The following is a 20,415-nucleotide window of genomic DNA, read 5'->3' on the forward strand; positions in this document are numbered from 1 at the left end:
GAAACGAACGGTGACGGGAAAAGCCCTGCCTCCGCCGATGCCAAGGATCGACCGCCGGCGCGTGCGCACCCGCAGCGCGCTGATCGGGGCCGGCCAGAAGCTGTTTGCCGCGCGATCGATCGACGGGGTGACGATCGACGACATCGTCGCTGCCGCCGACGTTGCCAAGGGCAGCTTCTACAACCATTTCGACGACAAGGAGACGCTGGCTGAAGCCATCGTCGAACTGGTCCAGGGTGACTGCGAGCGCGAAGTGCAGCAGGCCAACCACGCGATCCAGCATGCCGCCTGCCGCATGGCGCGGGCCATGGCGGCGCTTATCCGCTATGCCGAGCGCCATCCCGATCGCTATCGCGCGATGGTCAACCTGTCGAAGCGACGCGCCCAGATGGACGCACCGATCAACGCGGGCCTGCGGCACGACATCCGGACCGGGCTCGCCAATGGCGAGTTCTCGGCGCTCTCGGTCGAAGGCGGGATGCTCACCGTATTCGGGTTGGTGGCCACCGCCGTCGATCATCTCGTGGTCGCCACACCGCGGCGCGAACCCTCTGAAGTTGCGCGCGAAATGGCATTCCTGCTGCTGCGTGCGCTGGGCGTGCCGGGCGAGCGCGCCAGCCCCATCGCCGAACGTGCCGCGCAAGAGGTCTTCGCCGGCAGCGACGGCTGCTGACCTGCACCATGGGGCAGGCGGCGTGCGAAAAGCTGCACCGAGAAGTTGACTACTTCGTATAATAGTGGGATACATAGGGCAGATGGTGAGGATGACGATTGGTGGATATCAAGGCACTGCGGCTGAAGGCGACGCTGTTCGCGCTTCCCAAGGTTTTTGCGCTTAAGGCAAAGGGCAGCCCGCAGTTCCGGGCCTTTCTCGAACAGAAGACCTGCGTGGTGCAGATCCGCCTGGCGGACGGCAGCATCGCCCGCCACTATGCCTTCGACCGCGGCAGGATCGTCAGCCGCAAGGGGCTGCACCCCAGCCCCGACGTGGTGATGCAGTTCAAGGACGTCGATACGGCCGTTGCCCTGACCACCCCGCCGATCAACTATGCCGAGGTGATCCACGCCGGTAAGAACTTCCGCGTGGCCCTGATGGGCGACGAGGATCTGATCGCATGGTTCACCCAGCTCGCCTCGCGCCTTGATTCCGACGGTTGGAAGATGGGCGAGCCCATGCCCGACGGCAGCACGCGCTATACCCAGATGACCAACGGTGGCCCGCTCCACGTCTACGTCAAGGACGGCAGGATCGTGCGCACCGCAATCATCGAATTCACCAAGGACGATCCCGAGACCTGGACGATGGAGGCCAGGGGCAAGCGCTTCACCCCGCGCCGCAAGGCTTATGTCGCGCCGCATTCGCTCGCCATGAAATCGATCGTCTATTCCGAAGACCGCCTGCTCTACCCGATGAAGCGTGTCGACTTCGATCCCGACGGCGAACGCAACCCGCAGAACCGCGGCACATCGGGTTATGAGCGGATCAGCTGGGACGAGGCGCTCGATATCGTCTCCAAGGAAATCCTGCGGCAAAAGCAGGTCCATGGGCCGGGCGCGATCGCGCTTGCCCACCCTTCCCACCACCAGTGGGGCAATGTCGGCTATTACCTGTCGGCGATGATGCGCTTCGGCAATACCGTGGGCGTCACCCGCGTGATGCTCAACCCGGACAGCTGGGAAGGCTGGTACTGGGGGGCGATGCACCACTACGGCAATTCGATGCGGCTTGGCGCGGCTGCCGGCTATGGCGGCCTGGAGGATGCGCTCAAGGAAGCCGAGCTGATCGTCTACTGGTCGAGCGACCCGGAATCGCAGTTCGGCGCCTATGGCGGCACCGAGGCCAGCGAGCGGCGGCTTTGGGCCAAGGAACTCGGCATCGAAGCGATCCACATCAACCCGCACTATTCGCCCACGGCGGCGTTCACCGGCGGCAAGTGGCTGCCGATCCGCCCTGGCACCGACACCGCCCTGGCCCTGTCGTTGATGTATGTGTGGATCCAGGAAGATCTCTACGACCGCCATTTCGTCGAGAACCGGTCTACCGGGTTCGACGAATGGAAAGCCTATGTCATGGGCGAAACCGACGGCGTGCCCAAGACCCCCGAATGGCAGGAGGAAGAAACCGGCATCCCGGCGCGCGAGGCCCGCGCACTGGCGCGGCTATGGGGCCGCAAGAAAGTCTACCTGGGCTGCGGGGTCAACGGTGGCGGCTTTGGCGGCGCGTGTCGCAATGCCAGCGGCATCCAGTGGGCGCGCGCCATGGTCATGCTCATGGCCATGCAGGGCTGGGGCCGCCCGGGGGTGAACTTCGGCAATCTCACCAACGGCACCCCGGTCAATCTCGAATTCTATTTCCCCGGCTATGGCGAAGGCGGGATTTCGGGCGAACTGATGGCCACTGGCTCGGCCACCAACAATTACGTTCGCATGCCGCACCTGCTGTCGATGAACCCGGTTCCCCAGATCGTCCCGCGCCAGAAGCTGCCCGAGGCGATCCTCGAAGGCTTCGCCGAAGGCTACCTGCTGGAGCCGACCAGCATGGAAATCCAGTTCCGGCCCTACTTCTACCCGGCGCCGGGCTGTTCCAAGATTCACATGCTCTATCGCTATGGCGGCTCGTCGATGGGCACGATCGCCAGTTCCGCGCGCTTTGCCGAAATGTACCGCTCGCCCGAACTGGAATGCGTGGTGGCGCAAGGCATCTGGAACGAAGGCGAGACCCGCTTTGCCGACATCATCCTGCCTGCCTGCACCCAGTTCGAGCGGCATGACATCGGCGAATGGTCGAATTCTTCGGGCTTCGGGTATCACTGGCAAGCCCAGCTCAACCACCGCGTCATCGCCATGCAGCACAAGTGCATCGAGCCGCTGGGGGAATCGAAGTCCGACTACCAGATCTTCTGGGACATCTGCAAAAGGCTGGGTCTGGGCAACTATTACTCCGAAGGCTGCTCCGAGCTCGACTGGGCGAAGCGCGTGTTCGACTCGTCCGACCTGCCCAAGCACATCTCGTGGAAGAAATTCCTGCGCAAGGGCTACTACGTGGTGCCGCCCGAAAAGCCCGAGACGCGGGTGGCGGTCGATATGCGCTGGTTCTATGAAGGCCGTCCCAAGGACGTGCCCGAGCCCTTCCCGCTGCCCGCCGGATATAGCCACAAGTGGCTCCATGGTCTTCAGACCCAGTCGGGCAAGTTCGAATTCGTGCCCAACTCGCTCAAGCGGTTGCAGCCCGAACGCCCCGACCGCCCCGCGCTGATGCGCTATACCCGCCCGTTCGAAGGCGCGCGCGAGGGCGAGCGGTATCGCCGCTATCCCATCCAGTTGCTCACGCCGCACCAGCGCTTCAGCTTTCACACCGCGCAGGACGGCAAGGGCAGCGCGATCAGCGATCTTGCCGATCACCGCGTCTGCGTCGATGGGCACTATTACTGGATCGTGCGGATCGCCGAAGACGACGCGCGGCGGCGTGGGATTGCCCACCATCAGCTGGTGCGCGTGTTCAACGATCTTGGCAGCGTGATCTGCGCGGCGGAAGTGACCAACCGCCTCGCCGCCGGCGTCGCCCATTCCTATGAATCGTCGGCGAGCTACCAGCCGCTCGGCGAGCCGGGTGCATCGCCCGATATCGGCGGCTGCATGAACATCCTCACGCCCAACCGCATGCAGGCCGACGGCACCGTCGCCTCGGCCGGATCGCTGTGCCTTGTCGAAATCGAGGCCTGGTTGGGCACGTCCACGCTGCAGGAAGCCGCCGAATGAGCAAGTACAACCTGATCTTCGATGTCGCGCGGTGCAACAGCTGCAACAACTGCGTGCTGGCGACCAAGGACGAATACCTGGGCAACAGCTTCCCGGGCTATTCCGAACCCGCACCGCGGCTGGGTGACCTGTGGTTGACGCTGGCCCGGCACGAACGCGGCGCCGCGCCGATGATCGACGTGTCGCACTATATCGAGACGTGCCAGCAGTGCGATAATCCGCCGTGCCTGACGCCCGAGACCAGCGATGTCGTCTCCAAGCGCGCCGATGGGATCGTGGTGATCGATCCGGTCAGGGCCCGTGGCCGCAGGGACCTGGTGGGCACCTGCCCCTATGGCCAGATTCACTGGAACGAGGAATTGCAGCTGCCGCAGAAGTGGTCGATGGATGCGCATCTGCTCGACAACGGCTGGAAAGAGCCGCGCGCCGTGCAGTCTTGCCCGACACAGGCCCTCACATTGGCCAAGCTGGACGACGCGCAGATGGATGCGCGCGCAAACGACGAGGGGCTGGTTCGCCTCCACTCCGAACTCGGCACCCGCCCGCGCATCTGGTACCGCAACTTCGACCGCGTCAGCCACTGCTTCCTTGGCGGTGCGCTGGTTCGCCGCGAGACCGGGCGCGAGGATTGCGCCGCCGGCCTGCGGGTGCGCCTGCTACAAGATAACAAGGTCCTGATGGAACAGGACAGCGATCCTTTCGGCGAGTTCAAGTTCGAACCGCTCGAGGGTCGGGGAGAAGTCTACCGACTCCAGGTGGCCCATGCCACCGGCGCGGTCGTCTTCGAAACGGACGTCACCTTGTATGACAACACCTATCTCGGAGTGATCGAAGTCCGGTGAGCCATCGGGTCGGTGTTTCCACCGACAAGAAGGACTTACCCATGGCAATATCCGAAGAAAACGGCCGCGAGGAGATCCTGGCCCGCAGCGACATCCGCCCTTCGCAATTGGCCCATATCGTGCTGCGCACCGCGCAGTTTGCGGTCATGCGCGATTTCTACCTGGCGTTCCTGAACGCCCGGGTGGCCTATGAAAACGCCTTTGCCAGCTTTCTGCGCTATGACGAGGAACACCACCGCGTGGTAATCATCGCCATGCCCGGGCTGGCCCCGGTCCAGCCCCGCGCCTCCGGCCTGGAGCACTATGCGTTCAGCTATGCCTCGCTCGGTGGCCTGCTCGCCACCTACCAACGGCTCAAGGCCTTGGGGATCAGGCCGGACTGGTGCCTCAACCACGGGTTCACGATGTCGATCTACTATCGCGATCCCGATGGCAATCAAGTCGAAACCCAGTTCGACACCATGGCTTGCGCCCAAGCCGACGCCTACATGCGCAGCCCCTATTTCGACATCAATCCGATCGGCGTCGACTTCGATCCCGAAGTGCTGCTCGCCCGCTATCTGCGCGGAGACCCGATGGGCGAACTGATCCGCTTTGGCTCGGCGCCCTACCCCGATGGCGCGCCCCATATCCGGCCAGGCGGCGTGCCCGATTACGACTTTGACGGCGCCCTGTTCGCCAGCACGTCGGCGCCAGCAGGATAGGTCACGATCTAGATCGCACCGCCGAGGTGATCGTCTTCGTCCGCCGGCTCGGGAAACAGATCGGCGACTGCCTTTTCGGCAATCGACTGCGCACGCCGGGTGCTCACGCCCAGCGCGCGCAGCAGGATGAACGCCATTTCGCGCGCGATTTCGGGCGGGGCGCTGCGCGCGCGGGTGGCTGAAAGATACTCCACGGCGGTGGCGATCAGCCCGAAGACGGTGAGCATCCCGCCCTGCAGGGTGATGCCGCTGAATTGGCCAACATCGAGCCCGGCGGCGATGTCGCGGCGCAGCCCGGCGTTGATCGGGGCCTCGATGTTGGTGCGCCGCTTGGACAGGCTGACCATCGAGCGATAGCGATCCGGGTGCGCACGGGCGTAGCGGATCAACGCCGCCATGGCCCTCGCGACGCGACTGGCCGGATCGGTCACATCAAGGTTGGCACTGGCCACCTCGCGTTCGCAATCGCCCTGCACCAGATCGACGATCGCGCCGGCCAAGCTCTCCTTGTCGTCGAAATGGTTATAGAAACTGCCTTTGGCGACATCGGCTGCGGCGACGATATCGTCGATCGTCACACCGTCGATCGAACGCGCGGCAAACAGGCGCTGCCCCGCCCCGATCAATGCCGATCGGGTACGCAGGCGCCGACGGTCTACCTTGACCTCGTTGGCGTCATTGGTGGGTTGCGACACGGCGAGTCTCCGGCAGGCTGGGCGTCCATGCGATCCACCGCAAAGCCCGAATGGCATGCGGCAATTTGACTGCGCTATTGCACAAAACGGGCGATGAGCAACCCCCTCAGCGGCGCGGCCCATTGCCAATGCGGGTGGCCAAGGGCGAAATACGCCTGTTCCAAGCGGCAAGGTATCGCCCAGGGCACCGCGCTCTCCATTCAGGCCATGGCTGGAACCGCTGGCGTCAGGCGCGCAGGCAGTTCCAGCACGCTGGCGAATTGCGCGATCGCTGCCGTCAGCGTGGGCATCATCATTCCGCGTTCCGTGCCAAGTGGCGCGTGACGCGGGCGCGCGGCGACCCAACCCATTGCCGCTTGCGCCAGTGCCTCGATCTGCCCCGGTCGGAAGGTTGAGCGCGGTGGCCAGGTCGACGGCGAAATCGGCCCACGACACGGCGCCAGCATTGGCAAGATGCCACAGGCCCGTTTCGCCATCGATGATGAGATCGAGCGTCACGCGCGTCAGATGGGCACATAGGTGGGCGACGTGACGCAGTCCGCCGCGGCGGCAAAGCTGCGGCCGGCATCGGCCAGGGCAACGGCACCGACATGGTTTGCCGCCAGGCAGGCAGCGGGGTGGGCTTCGGCGTCATCCACCCGCACCAGCCCGCGGCATTGATCACCGCGCAACCGGCCGGGTGGAATATCGGGTTCCTGCCAGCGGCCGCCTGATCTTGAGCTGGGACTGAGCGGCAACGCGGCCAACCTCGCCAAACCACTTCGCCTGGCGCCGATCATCTTGATCGGGCGTTCGCCACCGATACCGGCGACAACGACTGGGCGATATAGAGATAGTCCGGATTGAACTGGCCCCGCGCGGCCAGGCGATCGGGATCGGGAATATCGACGAGCGACGAGCGGAATACGCACAGCCGCTCTTCGCGCAACTTGCGCATCACCCGGTTGACGTGAACATTCGTCAGGCCGCAAATTTCGGAAAGATCGGCCTGGGTCAGCGCCAGGGTAAAGCGGTGGCCATCGCTCAACCCCGCCGACACCAGCCGCGCGTTGGTTTCGCAGAGGAAATGCGCGACCCGCCCCATGGCATCCAGCCGGCCCAGGCGGAACAGCCAGGCACGGTGGATGGCCGCGTCAATCAGCGTGGCAAACCACAACTTGCGCATGAGGTTGGGCCGCTCCACCAGGATGGCCTCAAGTGCGGAATGCGGGATCGTGGCGGTCTTGGCCGCGGTGACAGTCTGCACATCGTGGTCCAGCTCTCCCAAGGGAAAAGCATGCAGATCAACGAAATCGCCGGGAAAATGCACCGCGACCAGTTGCCGCAGCCCGCGGCGATCATCGATGTAACGAGACACGATGCCTTCAATCAGCAGCGTGCTGTAATCGAGTTTCACCCCGGCGCGCACGATCGTTGCTCGCGGCGGCAGCGTGTTCACCTCCACGACCGCTGATTCCAGGGCCGCGCGTTCATCGTCATCCAGCCTGACGCCGCGTTTGCCGCGTAGAAACCTCTCGGTGAACATGCACGCTCTCCTCTCACGTCGCGCGTATGCCCGTTGCCGCACCACCAAGCAGGTGCGCGGCATGCGGACGGTAAGCTGCCATCAATCGTATCAACGCAGGTTAGTTTGATCCGCGTTCCTGCAACTTCCCTGATCCCCTGGGGTTCCGGTCGAGACGCTGCGCGTAACTTACGACGCCATCATGCTTTTGCTGGCGGCGCCGGCACCACCGCTCGCTGCGATCAATCCAGCTGACAATCCGCTCACCGACAAGGACAGGACATGGCGATCAAGCCCGAGAACACGGAATCTTTCGCACCACCCCCCGGCATTTTGGCGCCTGCGCAGCTTTCCGGAACAGACCTGGGCGGAGAGACGCCAGCAAAGGCATCGCCCGTGCCCGGCGATGCCGACATCAGCTTTTCATTCGACGAACCGCTGGGCGATGGCGGCGAGACGCACCAGGTTGCCGATGGCGACGTGGCAACGCTTACCACGCAGCAAGGCATTCCGGTGTCCGATGACCAGAACAGCCTGCGTCAGGGCGCGCGCGGCCCATCGCTGCTGGAAGACTTCCATTTCCGCGAAAAGATCTTCCATTTCGACCATGAACGCATTCCCGAACGCGTCGTGCACGCGCGCGGCTATGGCGCGCATGGCTATTTCGAACTGACCGACAGCCTGGCCGACGTATCCCGCGCCGACGTGTTCCAGCGGGTGGGCGAACGCACGCCGGCGTTCGTGCGGTTCTCAACGGTTGCAGGCTCCAAGGGCTCGTTCGACCTTGCCCGCGACGTGCGCGGGTTTGCGGTCAAGCTCTATACCCAGGAAGGCAACTGGGACCTGGTGGGCAACAACATCCCGGTGTTCTTCATCCAGGACGCGATCAAGTTTCCCGACCTGATCCACGCCGCCAAGCCCGAGCCGGACCGCATGTTTCCGCAAGCGCAGACTGCCCATGACAATTTCTGGGATTTCATCAGCTTGAGCCCGGAAAGTTTCCACATGATCATGTGGACCATGTCGGACCGCGCCATTCCGCGCTCCTTCCGCACGATGGAAGGCTTTGGCGTCCACACTTTCCGCCTGGTCGACGGCGAGGGCAAATCGACCTTCGTGAAATTCCATTGGAAGCCCCGCCAGGGCCTGCAATCGGTCGTGTGGAACGAAGCGGTCAACATCAACGGGGCCGATCCCGATTTCCACCGGCGCGATCTGTGGGATGCCATCAACGCCGGCGATTTCCCCGAATGGGATCTGGGCGTCCAGCTGTTCGACGACGCGTTTGCCGATAGCTTCGATTTCGACGTGCTCGATGCCACCAAGCTCATTCCCGAAGAGCTGGTGCCGATCCGCATCGTCGGCCGCCTCGTGCTCGATCGGGTGGTCGACAACTTCTTTGCAGAAACCGAACAAGTTGCCTTCTGCACGCAAAACGTGCCGCCGGGCATCGATTTCTCCAACGACCCCCTGCTCCAGGGCCGCAACTTTTCGTACCTCGACACGCAAATCAAGCGCCTGGGCGGCCCCAACTTCACGCATATCCCGGTCAACGCGCCGAAATGCCCGATGGCGCATTTCCAGCAGGACGGCCACATGGCCATGCGCAACCCCAAGGGCCGCGCCAACTATGAGCCCAACAGCTGGGGTCCCACCCAGGGCGGCCCACGCGAAGACCCCGCCCGCGGGTTCGTCACCCACGCCGAAACTGCCGACGGGCCCAAGCAGCGGGTGCGCTCGGAAAGCTTCGCCGATCACTACAGCCAGGCCCGGCAGTTCTATATGAGCCAGGCGGCGATCGAGCAGAAGCACATCGGCGATGCGCTGGTGTTCGAGCTGTCGAAAGTGGAGCGGCCGGACATTCGCGCACGCACTGTCTCGCACCTGCGCAACATCGATGAAACGCTGGCGGCCACCGTGGCCGATGGCCTTGGCCTCGCGCTTCCCGAGGCGGCCGTCGCGGCGCGCGAGACGATGACGGACCTGCCCACGTCCGACAAGCTCAGCATCGTCAAGAACAACCCGGAAAGCTTCAAGGGTCGCAAGCTCGGCATTCTGGTCAGCGACGATGCCGATGTCGATCTGGTGCTGGGGCTGGTCGATGCGCTTGAAGCCGAAGGCGCGGTCTACGAAATCGTCGCGCCCAAGATCGGCGGCGTCACGCTGTCGGACGGAACGACGCTTGCCGCCAAGCACAAGATCGACGGCGGCCCGTCGGTGCTGTTCGATGCGGTGGCGATCGTGGTTTCCACAGATGGGGCAGACCTGCTGGCGCGCGATGCGGCAGCCAAGGACTTCGTCACCGATGCCTTTGCCCACTGCAAGTTCATCGGCTTTTCGGCCCAGGCCGAAACGCTGCTGGTTGCCGCCGGCGTTGCCGGTTTGCTCGATGAAGCCTGCCTGCCGCTTGACGCGACCGAGGATGCAACCGCGTTCATCACGGCCTGCCGCACCTTGCGCTATTGGCCGCGTGAACTCACGGTCGATCTTGACGCGCAGAGCTGAACAGGAATGAGGGGTTTGCCGCAGCCAGATCGTTACGGATCGTGGTTGCGGCAACCCCCGCCTCCCCCATGGCATGGGTGATCTGGTCCAGACCAAGCACGACATCGCCGGCCGCATAGAGACCGGGCAGCGAAGTGCGCTGGTGGCTATCGACCAGCACGCATCCTTCGGCGGCAAGGTCGGCGCCCAGGTGCTGGGCAAGTTGCGAGCGCACCGTCGATCCGAGCGCGGGGTACAACGTGTCGAAGGCGCACGTTTCCCCCTCGATATCGAGTTCGATCTTGTCGAGCCCCAGCCGCATCGCATGGCACCGCCCGGCCAGGGCAACACCCGCACCGGCGAGGCTACCTAAAGCTGTGGCGTCCAGGTCGTGGCCCGATGCCGGGGCGACAAGGGTGATGCGCGAGGAAAAGGACCGCAAGAACAGCGCTTCGCCGCAGGCTCTTTCACCCGTGCCGAACACGGCAATGTTCAATTCGCTGGCTTCATGGCCATCGCAGACCGGGCAATAACGGATCAGCCCGCGGGCAACGCCTTGGTCGTGGTCCGCCTCGCGCAACAGTTGAGGCCGATGATTGACGACACCGGTTGCCAGCAGCACGGCCTGGGCCCGAATGGTGCTTTGTGCCGTGCTCGCGACGAAGCCAGGGCCGCTTCGGACAAGCCCGGTTACCTCGCCCCGCCGCAGATTGGCACCAAACCCGCGCGCTTGGCGGCGCATGCGGTCAAGCAGTACCGGCCCGGCGATCCCATCGGGAAAGCCGGGCGTGTTGTGCGACATGGGGATCGATGCCGCCCGGCTTTGGGCGCCATCGACGACGGTGACGGAAAGATTGAACCGTGCGAGATAGATCGCCGCGGTCAGGCCCGCGGGCCCACCACCGATCACCAGGCAGTCGCAATTCGTGCCTGCCCACTCATCCACGCGGCAGGCCCTGCCGATGGAGGACGCGCCGGCGATCATCCGGCGATCGCCGGCGCATCAGGGTCATTTGCTCGCCTGGGCCATCAGTTCGGCCTTGCGCGCGGCAAGCTGTTCACCAAGCTTCTGAAGGTCGAGATCGCTGTCCTTGCTTTCGGGGAACATCTCGCCTTCTTCTTCCTCGACGTGGTGGTTGATATATTCGCCCAGCACGGTCACCTTGGCGTCGAACAGGCGGTCGCCTGCCTTCATCGCCTGGATTTCGGCGATCAGTTGCTTGGCGCTGGCGTGCTCCACTTCGGCCTCGTCGAGCAGATCGTCGTCATCGATCGCCTCGCGCGTGGCGGGATAGTAGATCTCTTCCTCGATCTGGGCGTGGACGATCAGGGCAAGGCAGATCTTGTCGGCCAGCGCCTGCTTTTCGGCATCGTCTTCCAGTGTTTCGTACTTCTTGAAGAAGTCCTTCACTTCCTTGTGATCGTCCTTGAGCAGCTTGATCGCATCGCTCGGCTTGGACGCGGCGCGCGCGGTCTTGCGGGCGGTCTTGGATGCGGGTGCCGAGGCCTTGCCCTTGGTGGTCTTGGTGGTTGTGGTCATGCGGAGGTCCTCATCACGATCGCGGATAGCCCGCGCGTTTCCACATGAACGTTCGGCAGAGTGAACGGCGCCGGCGGCGGCCTGAAAACTAACCTCGATCAAAGCGAATTTGAATGCCGCCAGACCGGCTGCATGAACATCGCACACGATGCGGCAAAGCTTCCGTGTCCATTACGGCTGCCAAAACGCGCGTTCATGCGGGCGTTAGGCCCCCTGCTTGCGCGGCCTTGATCGTGTTCGACAGCAGGCAGGCGATGGTCATCGGTCCAACGCCCCCCGGCACCGGCGTGACTGCGCGCGCATGGTCCATTTCATGGATCGCGGCATCACCGACCAGGCGATCCTTCTGCCCCGCACTCCCCGCCAGTCGCGTGATGCCGACATCGATGACCACCGCGCCCTGCTTTACCCAGAATCCACGCACCAGCGCGGGCGATCCTGCCGCGGCAACGACGATATCGGCCTGGCGCGCGATCTCGGGCGCTCCAGCTGGCTTACGAGCAGCGGATCATCCCGCGCAAGCTGAGCCTGGACGAGTTGTTCGATCCGGCGATGCAGGCGCTCAACTGACGGGAGAGCCTTTGCGGCCGGTCATGGCGGCGTGGCGGCGGCATTGCGCCGTTCCATCATGTCGCGCTTCCACCGCTGGCGCAGTGCGGCCGGCCGGATGCCGTGCAGTTCCTCCAGGAAACGCGCGGCGAGGATACGATCGGCCCGGAAATGCCGGAAATCCTGCCGCAGCTCGCACCACGCAGCCAGCATCCGGGTTTCGTCCAGGAAGCCGACGATGACCGGCCAGACGACGCGGCAGGTCTGATAGCCGTGCTGGTCGAGATAATCGATCTCGATCTTGCGGCCGGCGCGGATCCATTCGCGCGCGCGGGCAAGGTTGATGCCATCGGGCGCTGGCGTGGTGATCGACCGCGTGCCGATGGCCGGATCGGCGATAAGGGCACGCAACTGGTAAGGCACGACGCGGGTGATCTTGGCGATCAGGTCGCGCGCGGCGTTGGCAAGCACCGGGTCACCGCGACTTGCCACCCACTGGGCACCCAGCACGGCTGCCTCGATCTCGTCGGGTGTCAGCATGAGCGATGGCATGTCGAACGCATCGTCGAGGATATAGCCGAACCCGGCCTCTCCCTGCACCGGCACGCGCTGGGCGATCAGATCGGCCACGTCGCGATAGACCGTTCGCTGCGAAACCTCGAGTTCACGGGCGATCTCTGCGGCAGTCACCGGCCGCGACGAGCGACGAAGGATCTGGATGATCTGGAACAATCGATCCGCTCTGCGCATGATGGCATCTCCTGCTGACAGAATGCTGTCAGCAGGGTTGGTGTACAAGGTAAATCGTTCTGCACACCGGTGCATAACCCCTTGCCTTGAGAGGAACAGCTCGATGATCACCCTTTTCCACGCGCCCAAGTCGCGCTCATCCCGCATGATCTGGCTGCTTGAAGAGATCGGCGTTCCCTATGAAATCCGCCCGGTCTCCATCTTCCGGCCGATGACCGGTGACGGGCAGCCCGACCCGGCCAATCCCCATCCCGACAAGCGCGTGCCCGCCGTCGTCCATGATGGAAGGCTGCTCGCGGAATCGGTTGCGATCGTGCTCTATCTGCTCGACGCCTTTCCCGAAGCGAACCTTGCCCCGGCCCAGGCCGATACGGGCCGCGGCGATTACCTCACGTGGATGGCGTGGTACGTTGCCGAACTGGAACCCGCGCTGTTCGCTGCCCAGGCTGGCGACCTTGCTGGCTCGGCGCAGAAGCAACGCGGCCATGACGCGGTCGTCGCGCGGTTGAGAAATGCGCTCGCCGCGGGCCCTTATGTCATGGGAGACGCGTTCACCGGGGCTGACTTGCTGATCAGCAGCGCCATGACGTTTGGCCGCGCGGCCTTTCCGGCCGACGCCCTGTTCGATGCCTATCTCGAAAGGTGCCGCAACCGCCCCGCCGCCATCCGCGCACTTGCCCTCAACGATCAGGCGGGCCCCCAGCCGGCGGCCTGACGCCGGCCGCACGATCCGCAGCAAGGCCTGATCAGCACCGTTGCCACGGCGTGCCCCGCCGTGGCGCGGGGTTTATCGCGCGTCCATCACGCCGCCCGGGCAAGCCGGCGCAGGGTTTGCGGTGGCTGCCCATACTGCCGCATGAAGGCTTCGCGCATGCGGCGCAGATCGACAAAGCCGCTTTCCTGCGCGATCTGGTCCATCGGGTGGCGCGTTTCCTCGATCATCAGGCGCGCGGCTTCCAGGCGGATCTGCTCCACCGCCTTGGCCGGCGTCTGGCCGGTTTCGGCGCGGAAGGCGCGGCTGAACTGGCGCGGGGAAAGTGCCGCAACCTCGGCCAGCTCCTCCACGGTGAGCGGATTGGCGAGATGCGCCTTGGCAAAGATCAGCGCCTTCTGGATACGGTCACTGCTCGGCGAAAGTTCCAGCAGTTCCGAATGCTGTGATTGTCCGCCCGCGCGGCGATGATGCATGACAAGCCGGCGGGCGACTGCCGATGCCACATCGCGGCCGAGATCCTTTTCGATCAGGGCCACTGCAAGGTCGAGCCCCGCGGTCAGCCCTGCCGATGTCCAGACCGGCCCCTCATTGATGAAGATGCGGTCATCCTCCACCCGCACATCGGGAAAGGTTGCCCGCATCTCGCGCGCGTAAGACCAGTGGGTGGTCGCCCGCCGGCCATCGAGCAAGCCCATCTGGCCCAGCAGGAATGCCCCGGTGCAAAGCCCGGCCACCCGGCGCGCCTCCTTTGCCATGGCGCGCAGCCGTTGGAGAACCGCCTCGTCCTGCTGGGGCGGCGGCACCAGGCCGGCCAAGAGCAGCAGTGTGTCGATCGGTCCAACATCATCAAGCCGGGCGGTGGGAACGGCAAAGCCACTCGACGACATGATCGGCCCGCCATCGACCGAGGCAATCGACAAGGTGTAATAGTCTTCGCCCTGCAGACCGTTGGCGAGTTCGAAGGCCGCCTGCACGCCCAGCGCGAGAAACTGAAATCCTGGCGTCAGCACCATCGAAACATGTGGCACGGGGGGTTCCGATATTATGTCCTGAAAACGTACTTTCTACGTCATACCAGACATCGCGCATCAGGTCCATAAGGTCCGTGTCGAGAGCAAGCACGCTCTCTTGCCGAACAAGGACCAAGGCCATGAACACCAAGGGTACTGCACTTATCACCGGCGCCTCCACCGGGATCGGCGCGATCTATGCCGATCGCCTGGCCGCGCGCGGCCACGATCTCATCCTGGTGGCGCGCAACAAGGACAAGCTCCAGTCGCTCGCCGCGACGATCTCGGACAAGACGGGCCGTGCGGTGGAAGTCCTGGCCGCCGACCTTGGCAATACTGCCGATCTGGCGCGGGTCGAAACGGTGCTGCGCGAAGACGCGAGCATTTCGGTGCTGGTCAACAATGCCGGCATCGGCACCCACACCACGCTGCTGGAAAGCGATGTGGAGCGGATGGAAGCCATGGTGCGCCTGAACGTTACCGCGCTGATGCGGCTGACTTATGCCGCGGTGCCGGGCTTCGTGGCGCGCGGAGGCGGCACAGTGATCAACATCGCTTCGATCGTGGCCGTGGCGCCCGAACTGCTCAACGGCGTCTATGGCGGCTCCAAGGCTTTCGTCCAGGCCTTCACCACCTCGCTCAACCACGAACTGTCCGCACAGGGCATTCGCGCCCAGGCGGTGCTGCCCGGCGCAACCCGCACGGACTTCTGGGCGCTTGGCGGCCTGCCGGTGGAGCATCTGCCCAGCGAAATCGTGATGCAGGCCGAAGACATGGTCGACGCCGCGCTGGCCGGGCTCGACCAAGGCGAGACCAGCACGATCCCGGCACTGCGCGACGTGGAACTGTGGCACGCCTTCGAAGCGGCGCGCCGCGCCCTTGGCCCGCAGCTGTCGGCGACCCAGTCCGCCCCGCGCTTCCACGCCGCGGCCTGAACCCGTCCCCACCCTCACCAAGCAGACAGGATTGAACCGATGAAACTGACCGGCAACACCATCTTCATCACCGGCGGCACCAGCGGCATTGGCCGCGGCCTTGCCGAAGCGCTGCACAAACTTGGCAACAAGGTGATCATCTCGGGCCGGCGCACCGCGCTGCTGGCGGAAGTGACCGCAGCCAACCCGGGAATGGCCGCCATCACGCTGGACGTTACCAGCCTCGACAGCATCCAGGCGGCGGCACGCGAGCTGATCGAAAAGCACCCCGATCTCAACGTGGTATTCAACAACGCCGGCTTCATGCCGTTCGACGATGTTTCCGGCCCGGTGGACGACGCGCTGACGCAGGACCTGATCACCACCAACCTGCTGGGCCCGATCCGCGTGACATCGGCCTTGATCGAGCACCTCAAGACCAAGGCGGACGCCACCGTGCTCTATACCAGCAGCGTCCTGGCCTTTGTGCCGATCGCGAGCAACGCGGTCTATTCGGCCACCAAGGCGGCGCTCCATTCCTTCGCGCTGTCACAGCGCTTCCAGTTGCGGAACACCAATGTGCGCGTGCAGGAAATTGCGCCGCCGTGGGTGGATACCGATCTGATCTACAAGAGCGGAGACCCCCGCGCGATGCCTTTGCCCGATTTCATCGAGCAGACGCTGGTCGCCCTGGCGACGGACGATCCCGAAGTGATCGTCGAGGCCATCCGCCCGTTGCGCGACAATCCGGGCGCCAAAGAGCATGCCCTGTTCGACGCGTTCAACCAGAGCCTGGTGGAAAACCCGATCCCGGTCGGGGCCTGACCGCCCCGCGGCGGGAGAGGCGCAGCGTCGGCCGCCCCTCTCCCGCGCAGGCACGGCGCATTCTTGCGGGCCGATCAGGCGCCAAAGCCGCCATCGATGGTCTGCATCGAGCCGGTGATCATGGCGCCATGTGGCCCGGCAAGGTAGGCAGCCAGTTCGGCAATCTCGTCGCCCCGCGCGTGGCGCTTGATCGCCATGAAGCCGTGCATCATCGCCGCCATCGGCCCTTCGGCCGGGTTCATGTCGCTGTCGGTCGGCCCAGGCTGGATGCTGTTGACCGTGATCCCGCGATCGCCGAAATCGCGCGCCAGCCCCCGCACCATGCCCTGCAGGGCCGCCTTGGTCATGGCATAGGCGGCGCCGCCGGCAAAGGGCATGCGATCGCCATTGACCGAGCCGATGACGATGATCCGGCCATCATCGTTCATGCGTCGCGCCGCTTCTACGGCAGCATGATAAGGCGCCCGGATGTTGACGTCGATCATGCGATCGATGTCATCGGCATCCAGGTCCAGCGGGTTGCCCAGCACCAGCGTGCCGGCATTGACAACCAGGACATCGAGCGCGCCGCGTTCGGAAACGGTGGCAATGAGCGCTTGGCGGTCGGCGCTGTTCGCCTGGATCGCCTTGGCGCCCGTCTCGGCGGCTATCGCGTTGGCCGCGTCGTGCGAGCCTGCATAAGTGAAGGCAACCGAAGCGCCAGCCGCGCTGAAGCGGCGAACGATTGCAGCACCGATGCCCCGGCTGCCGCCGAGGATCAGGACATTCTTTCCGGCAAAATCACGCATGATCAGTCTCCTGTGAATCGATTTCCAGCAAGAGCGAACCTTTTGCGTGTCAGGCCCTTCCCGCTGTCTGGACCTGAAGATGCCAATGATGCATCGTTCGAACTAGCCATACAATTCCGGAACTGCATGACGGAAAATCCGAACAATGATGAAAGTTGACGGTATTGCCGCATTCGTCGCCACGGTTGATGAGACGTCGATCAGCGCGGCATCACGGCGGCTTGGCCTTGCCAAGTCGGTGGTCAGCGAACGGCTGGCCGAACTGGAACGATCGCTGGGCGTGACCCTGATCCAGCGCTCTACTCGCAAGCTGACCCTGACGAGCGCGGGCCAGGCGCTGCTCCCCCGCGCACGGCGCATCCTGCGCGAAATGGAAGAGGCCATGACCGAACTCGACGCCAGCAGCGGCAAGCTGGCGGGACCGCTGCGCATCTCTGCCCCAGTGGGATTTGGTACGCTGCACCTTGGCCCCGCCATTGCCCGCTTCCTGCACGATCATCCCGGCATCGAGATGGCCCTCGAACTGGACGACAGCTTTGTCGATGCCGCAACCGGCGGGTTCGATGCGGTCTTGCGGCACGGCGCGATCGGGGATGGCCGCCTCATCGCGCGGCGCCTGGCGCGCAGCCGGCGGTTGCTGGTTGCCTCACCAGCCTATCTTGCCTTGCACGGCGTCCCTGCCTCGCTGTCCGATCTCGAACGCCATCGCGGCGTGCTCTATGCCAACCGGGCGGGCGACTGGCGCTTTGCCGTGGGTGCGGGCTGGTCGGTGGTCAGGCCCAAGGCGCCCTTGCGCGTCAACAACGGCCTCGTGATGCGCGACGCGGCCCTCGCCGGCCTGGGATTGGCACTGCTGCCCTCTTTTTTCGTGCACACGGAAATCCGCAATGGTGCGCTGGTGGAAATCGACGTCGGCGCGCCGGCGGAAGGCGCGGAACTGTTCCTGACTTATCCGCGCGATCACGGCGCGGCGGCGAAAATCCAGGCCCTGGGCGAAAGCCTGCGGCGCAGCTTTGGCGACCCGCCCTATTGGGAAGCCTGACGGCACCGCGCCAGTCATGGTGGCGCTCAGGCCAGCTCAACTTCCAGCGGCAGGTTCGCCAAGGCATAGAGCGTGTTGTTGATCCGGCGCGTGGGCGGCGCGGCCAGGCGCAGCGCTGCGACGCGATCGACCAGCGCGTCCAGCACGATTTCCGCCTCCTGCCGGGCAATCATCTGCCCCAGGCACTGGTGAATGCCGAACCCGAAGCCGACATGGCCACTCGTCTGCCGCGTGATCACGAATTGGTCGGGATCGTTCCATTGCCGCGGATCGCGGTTTGCCGCGGCCAGTAACGTGACGATCTTTGCGCCTTCAGGAAGGGAAACGCCGCCAAGCTCGACCGCGCGCGTGGTCGTGCGGAAGAAGACCTGTGCGGTCCCTTCCCAGCGCAGCGCTTCCTCGAACGCGCGCTTGACCAGCGATCGATCGCTGCGCACGGCCGCCCAGGCTTCGGGATGCCGGGCAAAGGCGTGGATCATGTTGCCGATGCCGTTGATCGTGGTGTCCACGCCGGCGGACAACAGCGAGCGAACCAGCAGCTCGCATTCCGGCTCGGCGAGACCGGCTTCGCGTCCGAAATCATGGACATCCCGCCCCCACCCGCCCGGTTGCAGGTTCTGATAGCGGCAGGCATCGGCTATCCACGCCTGCGCCGCCTCGATCCCCACCAGGCATTGTTCGAACACGGCGTTGCGCGGGCCAAAGGCGTTGAAGACCGACGTGGCATAGGCCAGCAGGTGATCGCGCCCGTCAGGCGGCAGGCCGACCATGTCGGGGAAGATTCGCAGCGGAAACAGCTCGGCAAGCTGGGTGACAGCATCAAACCGGCCGCGTTTCACCGCCGCTTCCACCAGTTCCGCCGCCACTGATCGCCATCCTTGGGCCAAGGCCTTGAGCCGCGGCAGGGCAACCACCTTGTTCATCACGCTGCGGGTTTGCCGATGCAGCGGCGGATCGCGTTCGAGCAGCAGCGAGGGCGTGCGGAACGGCGTTTCGCGCGCGAAATCGGCCAATCCCACCCCCCGGCTGGAACAGAATGTCTGCCAATCGGTGAGCACCTGCTGCACTTGCGCATGGCGCGCGACGCCAAACACGCCATAGCGCGGGAACCACAGCACCGGCCCTGCTTCGCGCAGCGTGGCGTGATGGGCATAAGGATCGGCCAGGAACGCCGGGCAGAACGGGTCCAGCGCAATGCTTGCCGGTTCGCTCGTCGTGACAGTCATGGCCCCTCCTTCCACCGCTTGCTTGTGTGTCCGGCATAGAGGGGCAACGTCACGCTGTTTACCTGATAACCTCGATAGCCTAAATCCAGAATATGGATATCTCCCGCCTCGACATGAACCTGCTGGTGGTGCTCGACGCCTTGTTCGAAGATCGCACCACCACGCGCGTGGCCGAGCGGCTGGGGATGAGCCAGCCGATGGTCAGCTATGCCCTGGGCAAGCTGCGCCAGACCTTTGGCGATGCCTTGTTCGTGCGCAGCGGCAACGCCATGGCCCCCACGCCGCTGGCCGAAACGTTGCGCGATCCGATCCGGCGGGTCTTGCAGACCGTGCGCGGCGAAATCCTCAAGGAAACGCGGTTCGCGCCCGCTACGGCCCAGCGACGCTTCACCATCTGCCTGTCCGATATCGGCGAACTGGTGTTCCTGCCCCGCCTTGTGGCGAGGCTTGCCCAGGCTGCCCCGCTTGTCACGGTGCGCAGCGTCTCGCTTTCACCGCGAGACATCCGCGCAGGCATCGCCGATGGCACGATCGACCTTGCCCTGGGCTATTTCCCCGATCTGACCGACGGCGCGACCTATCAGCAAACGCTGTTTACCCATCCGTTTGCCGTGATGATGCGGCGCGGGCACCCCTTGCTCGCCACGCGGTTGACGCTCGATGCGTTTCTTGCCGCCGACCATGCGGTCGTCTCGCAGGAAGGGCGAAGCCAGGAAATCTTCGAAACGCACATGACAGAGCTGGGGCTATCGCGGCGCGTGGTGATCCAATCACCCCACTTCCTCAGCCTGCCGCTCCTGATCGCGCAGTCCGACGTGATCGCCACGGTGCCGCAAGCGGTGGCACGTGCCTTTTCCCACATGGCGGCGGTCACCAGCGTCGATCCGCCGCTTGCCATTCCCGCCATCGTGCTCAAGCAATTCTGGCACCGGCGGGTGCACGACGATCCTGCGGTCCGCTGGCTTCGGGGCGTATTGGCCAGCCTGTTCCTGGGGCGCGACCCGACGCTGGAAGAAAGCGACCCGATCTTTTCCAATCCTGCCCGCGCCGCACCCTGATGGCGGGAAG

The 20,415-nt window shown here is 64.6% G+C and carries 19 protein-coding genes and 1 pseudogene; 10 read left to right on the forward strand and 10 right to left on the reverse strand.

The window, feature by feature from the left end:
* Positions 1–10: 10 nt before the first annotated feature.
* From R9J51_RS15005 to R9J51_RS15020, 4 genes are all read left to right on the forward strand, one after another.
* Positions 11–673, forward strand: a complete 663-nt coding sequence (locus R9J51_RS15005) for a TetR/AcrR family transcriptional regulator (RefSeq protein WP_179504917.1) — start codon at positions 11–13, stop codon at positions 671–673.
* Positions 674–774: 101 nt separating this feature from the next.
* Positions 775–3,759: a molybdopterin-dependent oxidoreductase gene (locus tag R9J51_RS15010; RefSeq protein ID WP_218843490.1), complete on the forward strand. Its 2,985-nt coding sequence runs from the start codon at positions 775–777 to the stop codon at positions 3,757–3,759.
* Positions 3,756–4,601, forward strand: a complete 846-nt coding sequence (locus R9J51_RS15015; protein ID WP_179504918.1) for a 4Fe-4S dicluster domain-containing protein — start codon at positions 3,756–3,758, stop codon at positions 4,599–4,601. Before R9J51_RS15010 ends, R9J51_RS15015 begins: the two co-directional genes overlap by 4 nt.
* A gap of 41 nt (positions 4,602–4,642) precedes the next feature.
* On the forward strand, positions 4,643–5,305 hold the full coding sequence (locus R9J51_RS15020; RefSeq protein ID WP_179504919.1) for a VOC family protein: 663 nt from the start codon (positions 4,643–4,645) through the stop codon (positions 5,303–5,305).
* 8 nt (positions 5,306–5,313) lie between these two features.
* Here the strand turns inward: R9J51_RS15020 and R9J51_RS15025 are convergent, their stop codons facing one another.
* From R9J51_RS15025 to R9J51_RS15035, 3 genes are all read right to left on the reverse strand, one after another.
* Positions 5,314–6,000 (reverse strand): TetR family transcriptional regulator, encoded by a 687-nt coding sequence (locus R9J51_RS15025; protein WP_168555171.1) that lies wholly within the window; start codon positions 5,998–6,000, stop codon positions 5,314–5,316.
* A 503-nt stretch (positions 6,001–6,503) separates the two neighbouring features.
* Complete coding sequence (locus tag R9J51_RS15030) at positions 6,504–6,644, reverse strand: hypothetical protein (RefSeq protein ID WP_184117312.1); 141 nt, start codon at positions 6,642–6,644, stop codon at positions 6,504–6,506.
* A gap of 131 nt (positions 6,645–6,775) precedes the next feature.
* A complete protein-coding gene (locus tag R9J51_RS15035) occupies positions 6,776–7,525 on the reverse strand; it encodes a Crp/Fnr family transcriptional regulator (RefSeq protein WP_179506497.1) in 750 nt (249 codons plus the stop codon).
* A gap of 261 nt (positions 7,526–7,786) precedes the next feature.
* On the opposite strand from R9J51_RS15035, the gene R9J51_RS15040 reads away from it, so the two are divergent.
* Entirely contained in the window at positions 7,787–10,009 is a 2,223-nt protein-coding gene (locus R9J51_RS15040; RefSeq protein ID WP_179504920.1) for a catalase, read from the forward strand.
* Here the strand turns inward: R9J51_RS15040 and R9J51_RS15045 are convergent.
* From R9J51_RS15045 to R9J51_RS15060, 4 genes and pseudogenes are all read right to left on the reverse strand, one after another.
* A complete protein-coding gene (locus R9J51_RS15045) occupies positions 9,981–10,934 on the reverse strand; it encodes an NAD(P)/FAD-dependent oxidoreductase (RefSeq protein WP_432787536.1) in 954 nt (317 codons plus the stop codon). The genes R9J51_RS15040 and R9J51_RS15045 overlap by 29 nt on opposite strands.
* Before the next feature lie 63 nt (positions 10,935–10,997).
* Positions 10,998–11,528 carry a hemerythrin domain-containing protein gene (locus tag R9J51_RS15050; RefSeq protein ID WP_168555176.1) on the reverse strand — a complete coding sequence of 177 codons (531 nt, stop codon included), beginning with the start codon at positions 11,526–11,528 and terminating at the stop codon, positions 10,998–11,000.
* Between the two features lie 193 nt (positions 11,529–11,721).
* Positions 11,722–12,015: pseudogene (locus R9J51_RS15055) on the reverse strand (bifunctional methylenetetrahydrofolate dehydrogenase/methenyltetrahydrofolate cyclohydrolase); the annotation flags it as partial.
* 104 nt (positions 12,016–12,119) lie between these two features.
* The gene (locus tag R9J51_RS15060; RefSeq protein ID WP_179504922.1) at positions 12,120–12,827 is read right to left on the reverse strand and encodes a helix-turn-helix transcriptional regulator; all 708 of its coding nucleotides are present in this window, start codon (positions 12,825–12,827) and stop codon (positions 12,120–12,122) included.
* 103 nt (positions 12,828–12,930) lie between these two features.
* On the opposite strand from R9J51_RS15060, the gene R9J51_RS15065 reads away from it, so the two are divergent.
* The gene (locus tag R9J51_RS15065) at positions 12,931–13,542 is read left to right on the forward strand and encodes a glutathione S-transferase (RefSeq protein ID WP_179504923.1); all 612 of its coding nucleotides are present in this window, start codon (positions 12,931–12,933) and stop codon (positions 13,540–13,542) included.
* Positions 13,543–13,628: 86 nt separating this feature from the next.
* On the opposite strand, the gene R9J51_RS15070 is transcribed toward R9J51_RS15065, so the two are convergent.
* Positions 13,629–14,570 carry a GlxA family transcriptional regulator gene (locus R9J51_RS15070; protein ID WP_432787538.1) on the reverse strand — a complete coding sequence of 314 codons (942 nt, stop codon included), beginning with the start codon at positions 14,568–14,570 and terminating at the stop codon, positions 13,629–13,631.
* 122 nt (positions 14,571–14,692) lie between these two features.
* On the opposite strand from R9J51_RS15070, the gene R9J51_RS15075 reads away from it, so the two are divergent.
* Both R9J51_RS15075 and R9J51_RS15080 read left to right on the forward strand, forming a co-directional pair.
* Positions 14,693–15,487: an SDR family NAD(P)-dependent oxidoreductase gene (locus R9J51_RS15075; RefSeq protein ID WP_179504924.1), complete on the forward strand. Its 795-nt coding sequence runs from the start codon at positions 14,693–14,695 to the stop codon at positions 15,485–15,487.
* A 39-nt stretch (positions 15,488–15,526) separates the two neighbouring features.
* The gene (locus tag R9J51_RS15080; RefSeq protein ID WP_179504925.1) at positions 15,527–16,291 is read left to right on the forward strand and encodes an SDR family NAD(P)-dependent oxidoreductase; all 765 of its coding nucleotides are present in this window, start codon (positions 15,527–15,529) and stop codon (positions 16,289–16,291) included.
* Between the two features lie 74 nt (positions 16,292–16,365).
* Here the strand turns inward: R9J51_RS15080 and bdcA are convergent, their stop codons facing one another.
* Entirely contained in the window at positions 16,366–17,079 is a 714-nt protein-coding gene (gene bdcA / locus R9J51_RS15085; protein WP_179504926.1) for an SDR family oxidoreductase, read from the reverse strand.
* 145 nt (positions 17,080–17,224) lie between these two features.
* On the opposite strand from bdcA, the gene R9J51_RS15090 reads away from it, so the two are divergent.
* A complete protein-coding gene (locus R9J51_RS15090; RefSeq protein ID WP_179504927.1) occupies positions 17,225–18,121 on the forward strand; it encodes a LysR family transcriptional regulator in 897 nt (298 codons plus the stop codon).
* A 26-nt stretch (positions 18,122–18,147) separates the two neighbouring features.
* On the opposite strand, the gene R9J51_RS15095 is transcribed toward R9J51_RS15090, so the two are convergent.
* Positions 18,148–19,347 carry a cytochrome P450 gene (locus R9J51_RS15095; RefSeq protein WP_179504928.1) on the reverse strand — a complete coding sequence of 400 codons (1,200 nt, stop codon included), beginning with the start codon at positions 19,345–19,347 and terminating at the stop codon, positions 18,148–18,150.
* 92 nt (positions 19,348–19,439) lie between these two features.
* Here R9J51_RS15095 and R9J51_RS15100 point away from each other — a divergent pair, with 92 nt between their 5' ends.
* A complete protein-coding gene (locus R9J51_RS15100) occupies positions 19,440–20,405 on the forward strand; it encodes a LysR substrate-binding domain-containing protein (protein WP_218843491.1) in 966 nt (321 codons plus the stop codon).
* Positions 20,406–20,415: the final 10 nt, after the last annotated feature.

Origin of the sequence: Novosphingobium rhizosphaerae, assembly GCF_050920675.1 — a bacterium.
Classification (GTDB): Bacteria; Pseudomonadota; Alphaproteobacteria; order Sphingomonadales; family Sphingomonadaceae; genus Novosphingobium; species Novosphingobium rhizosphaerae.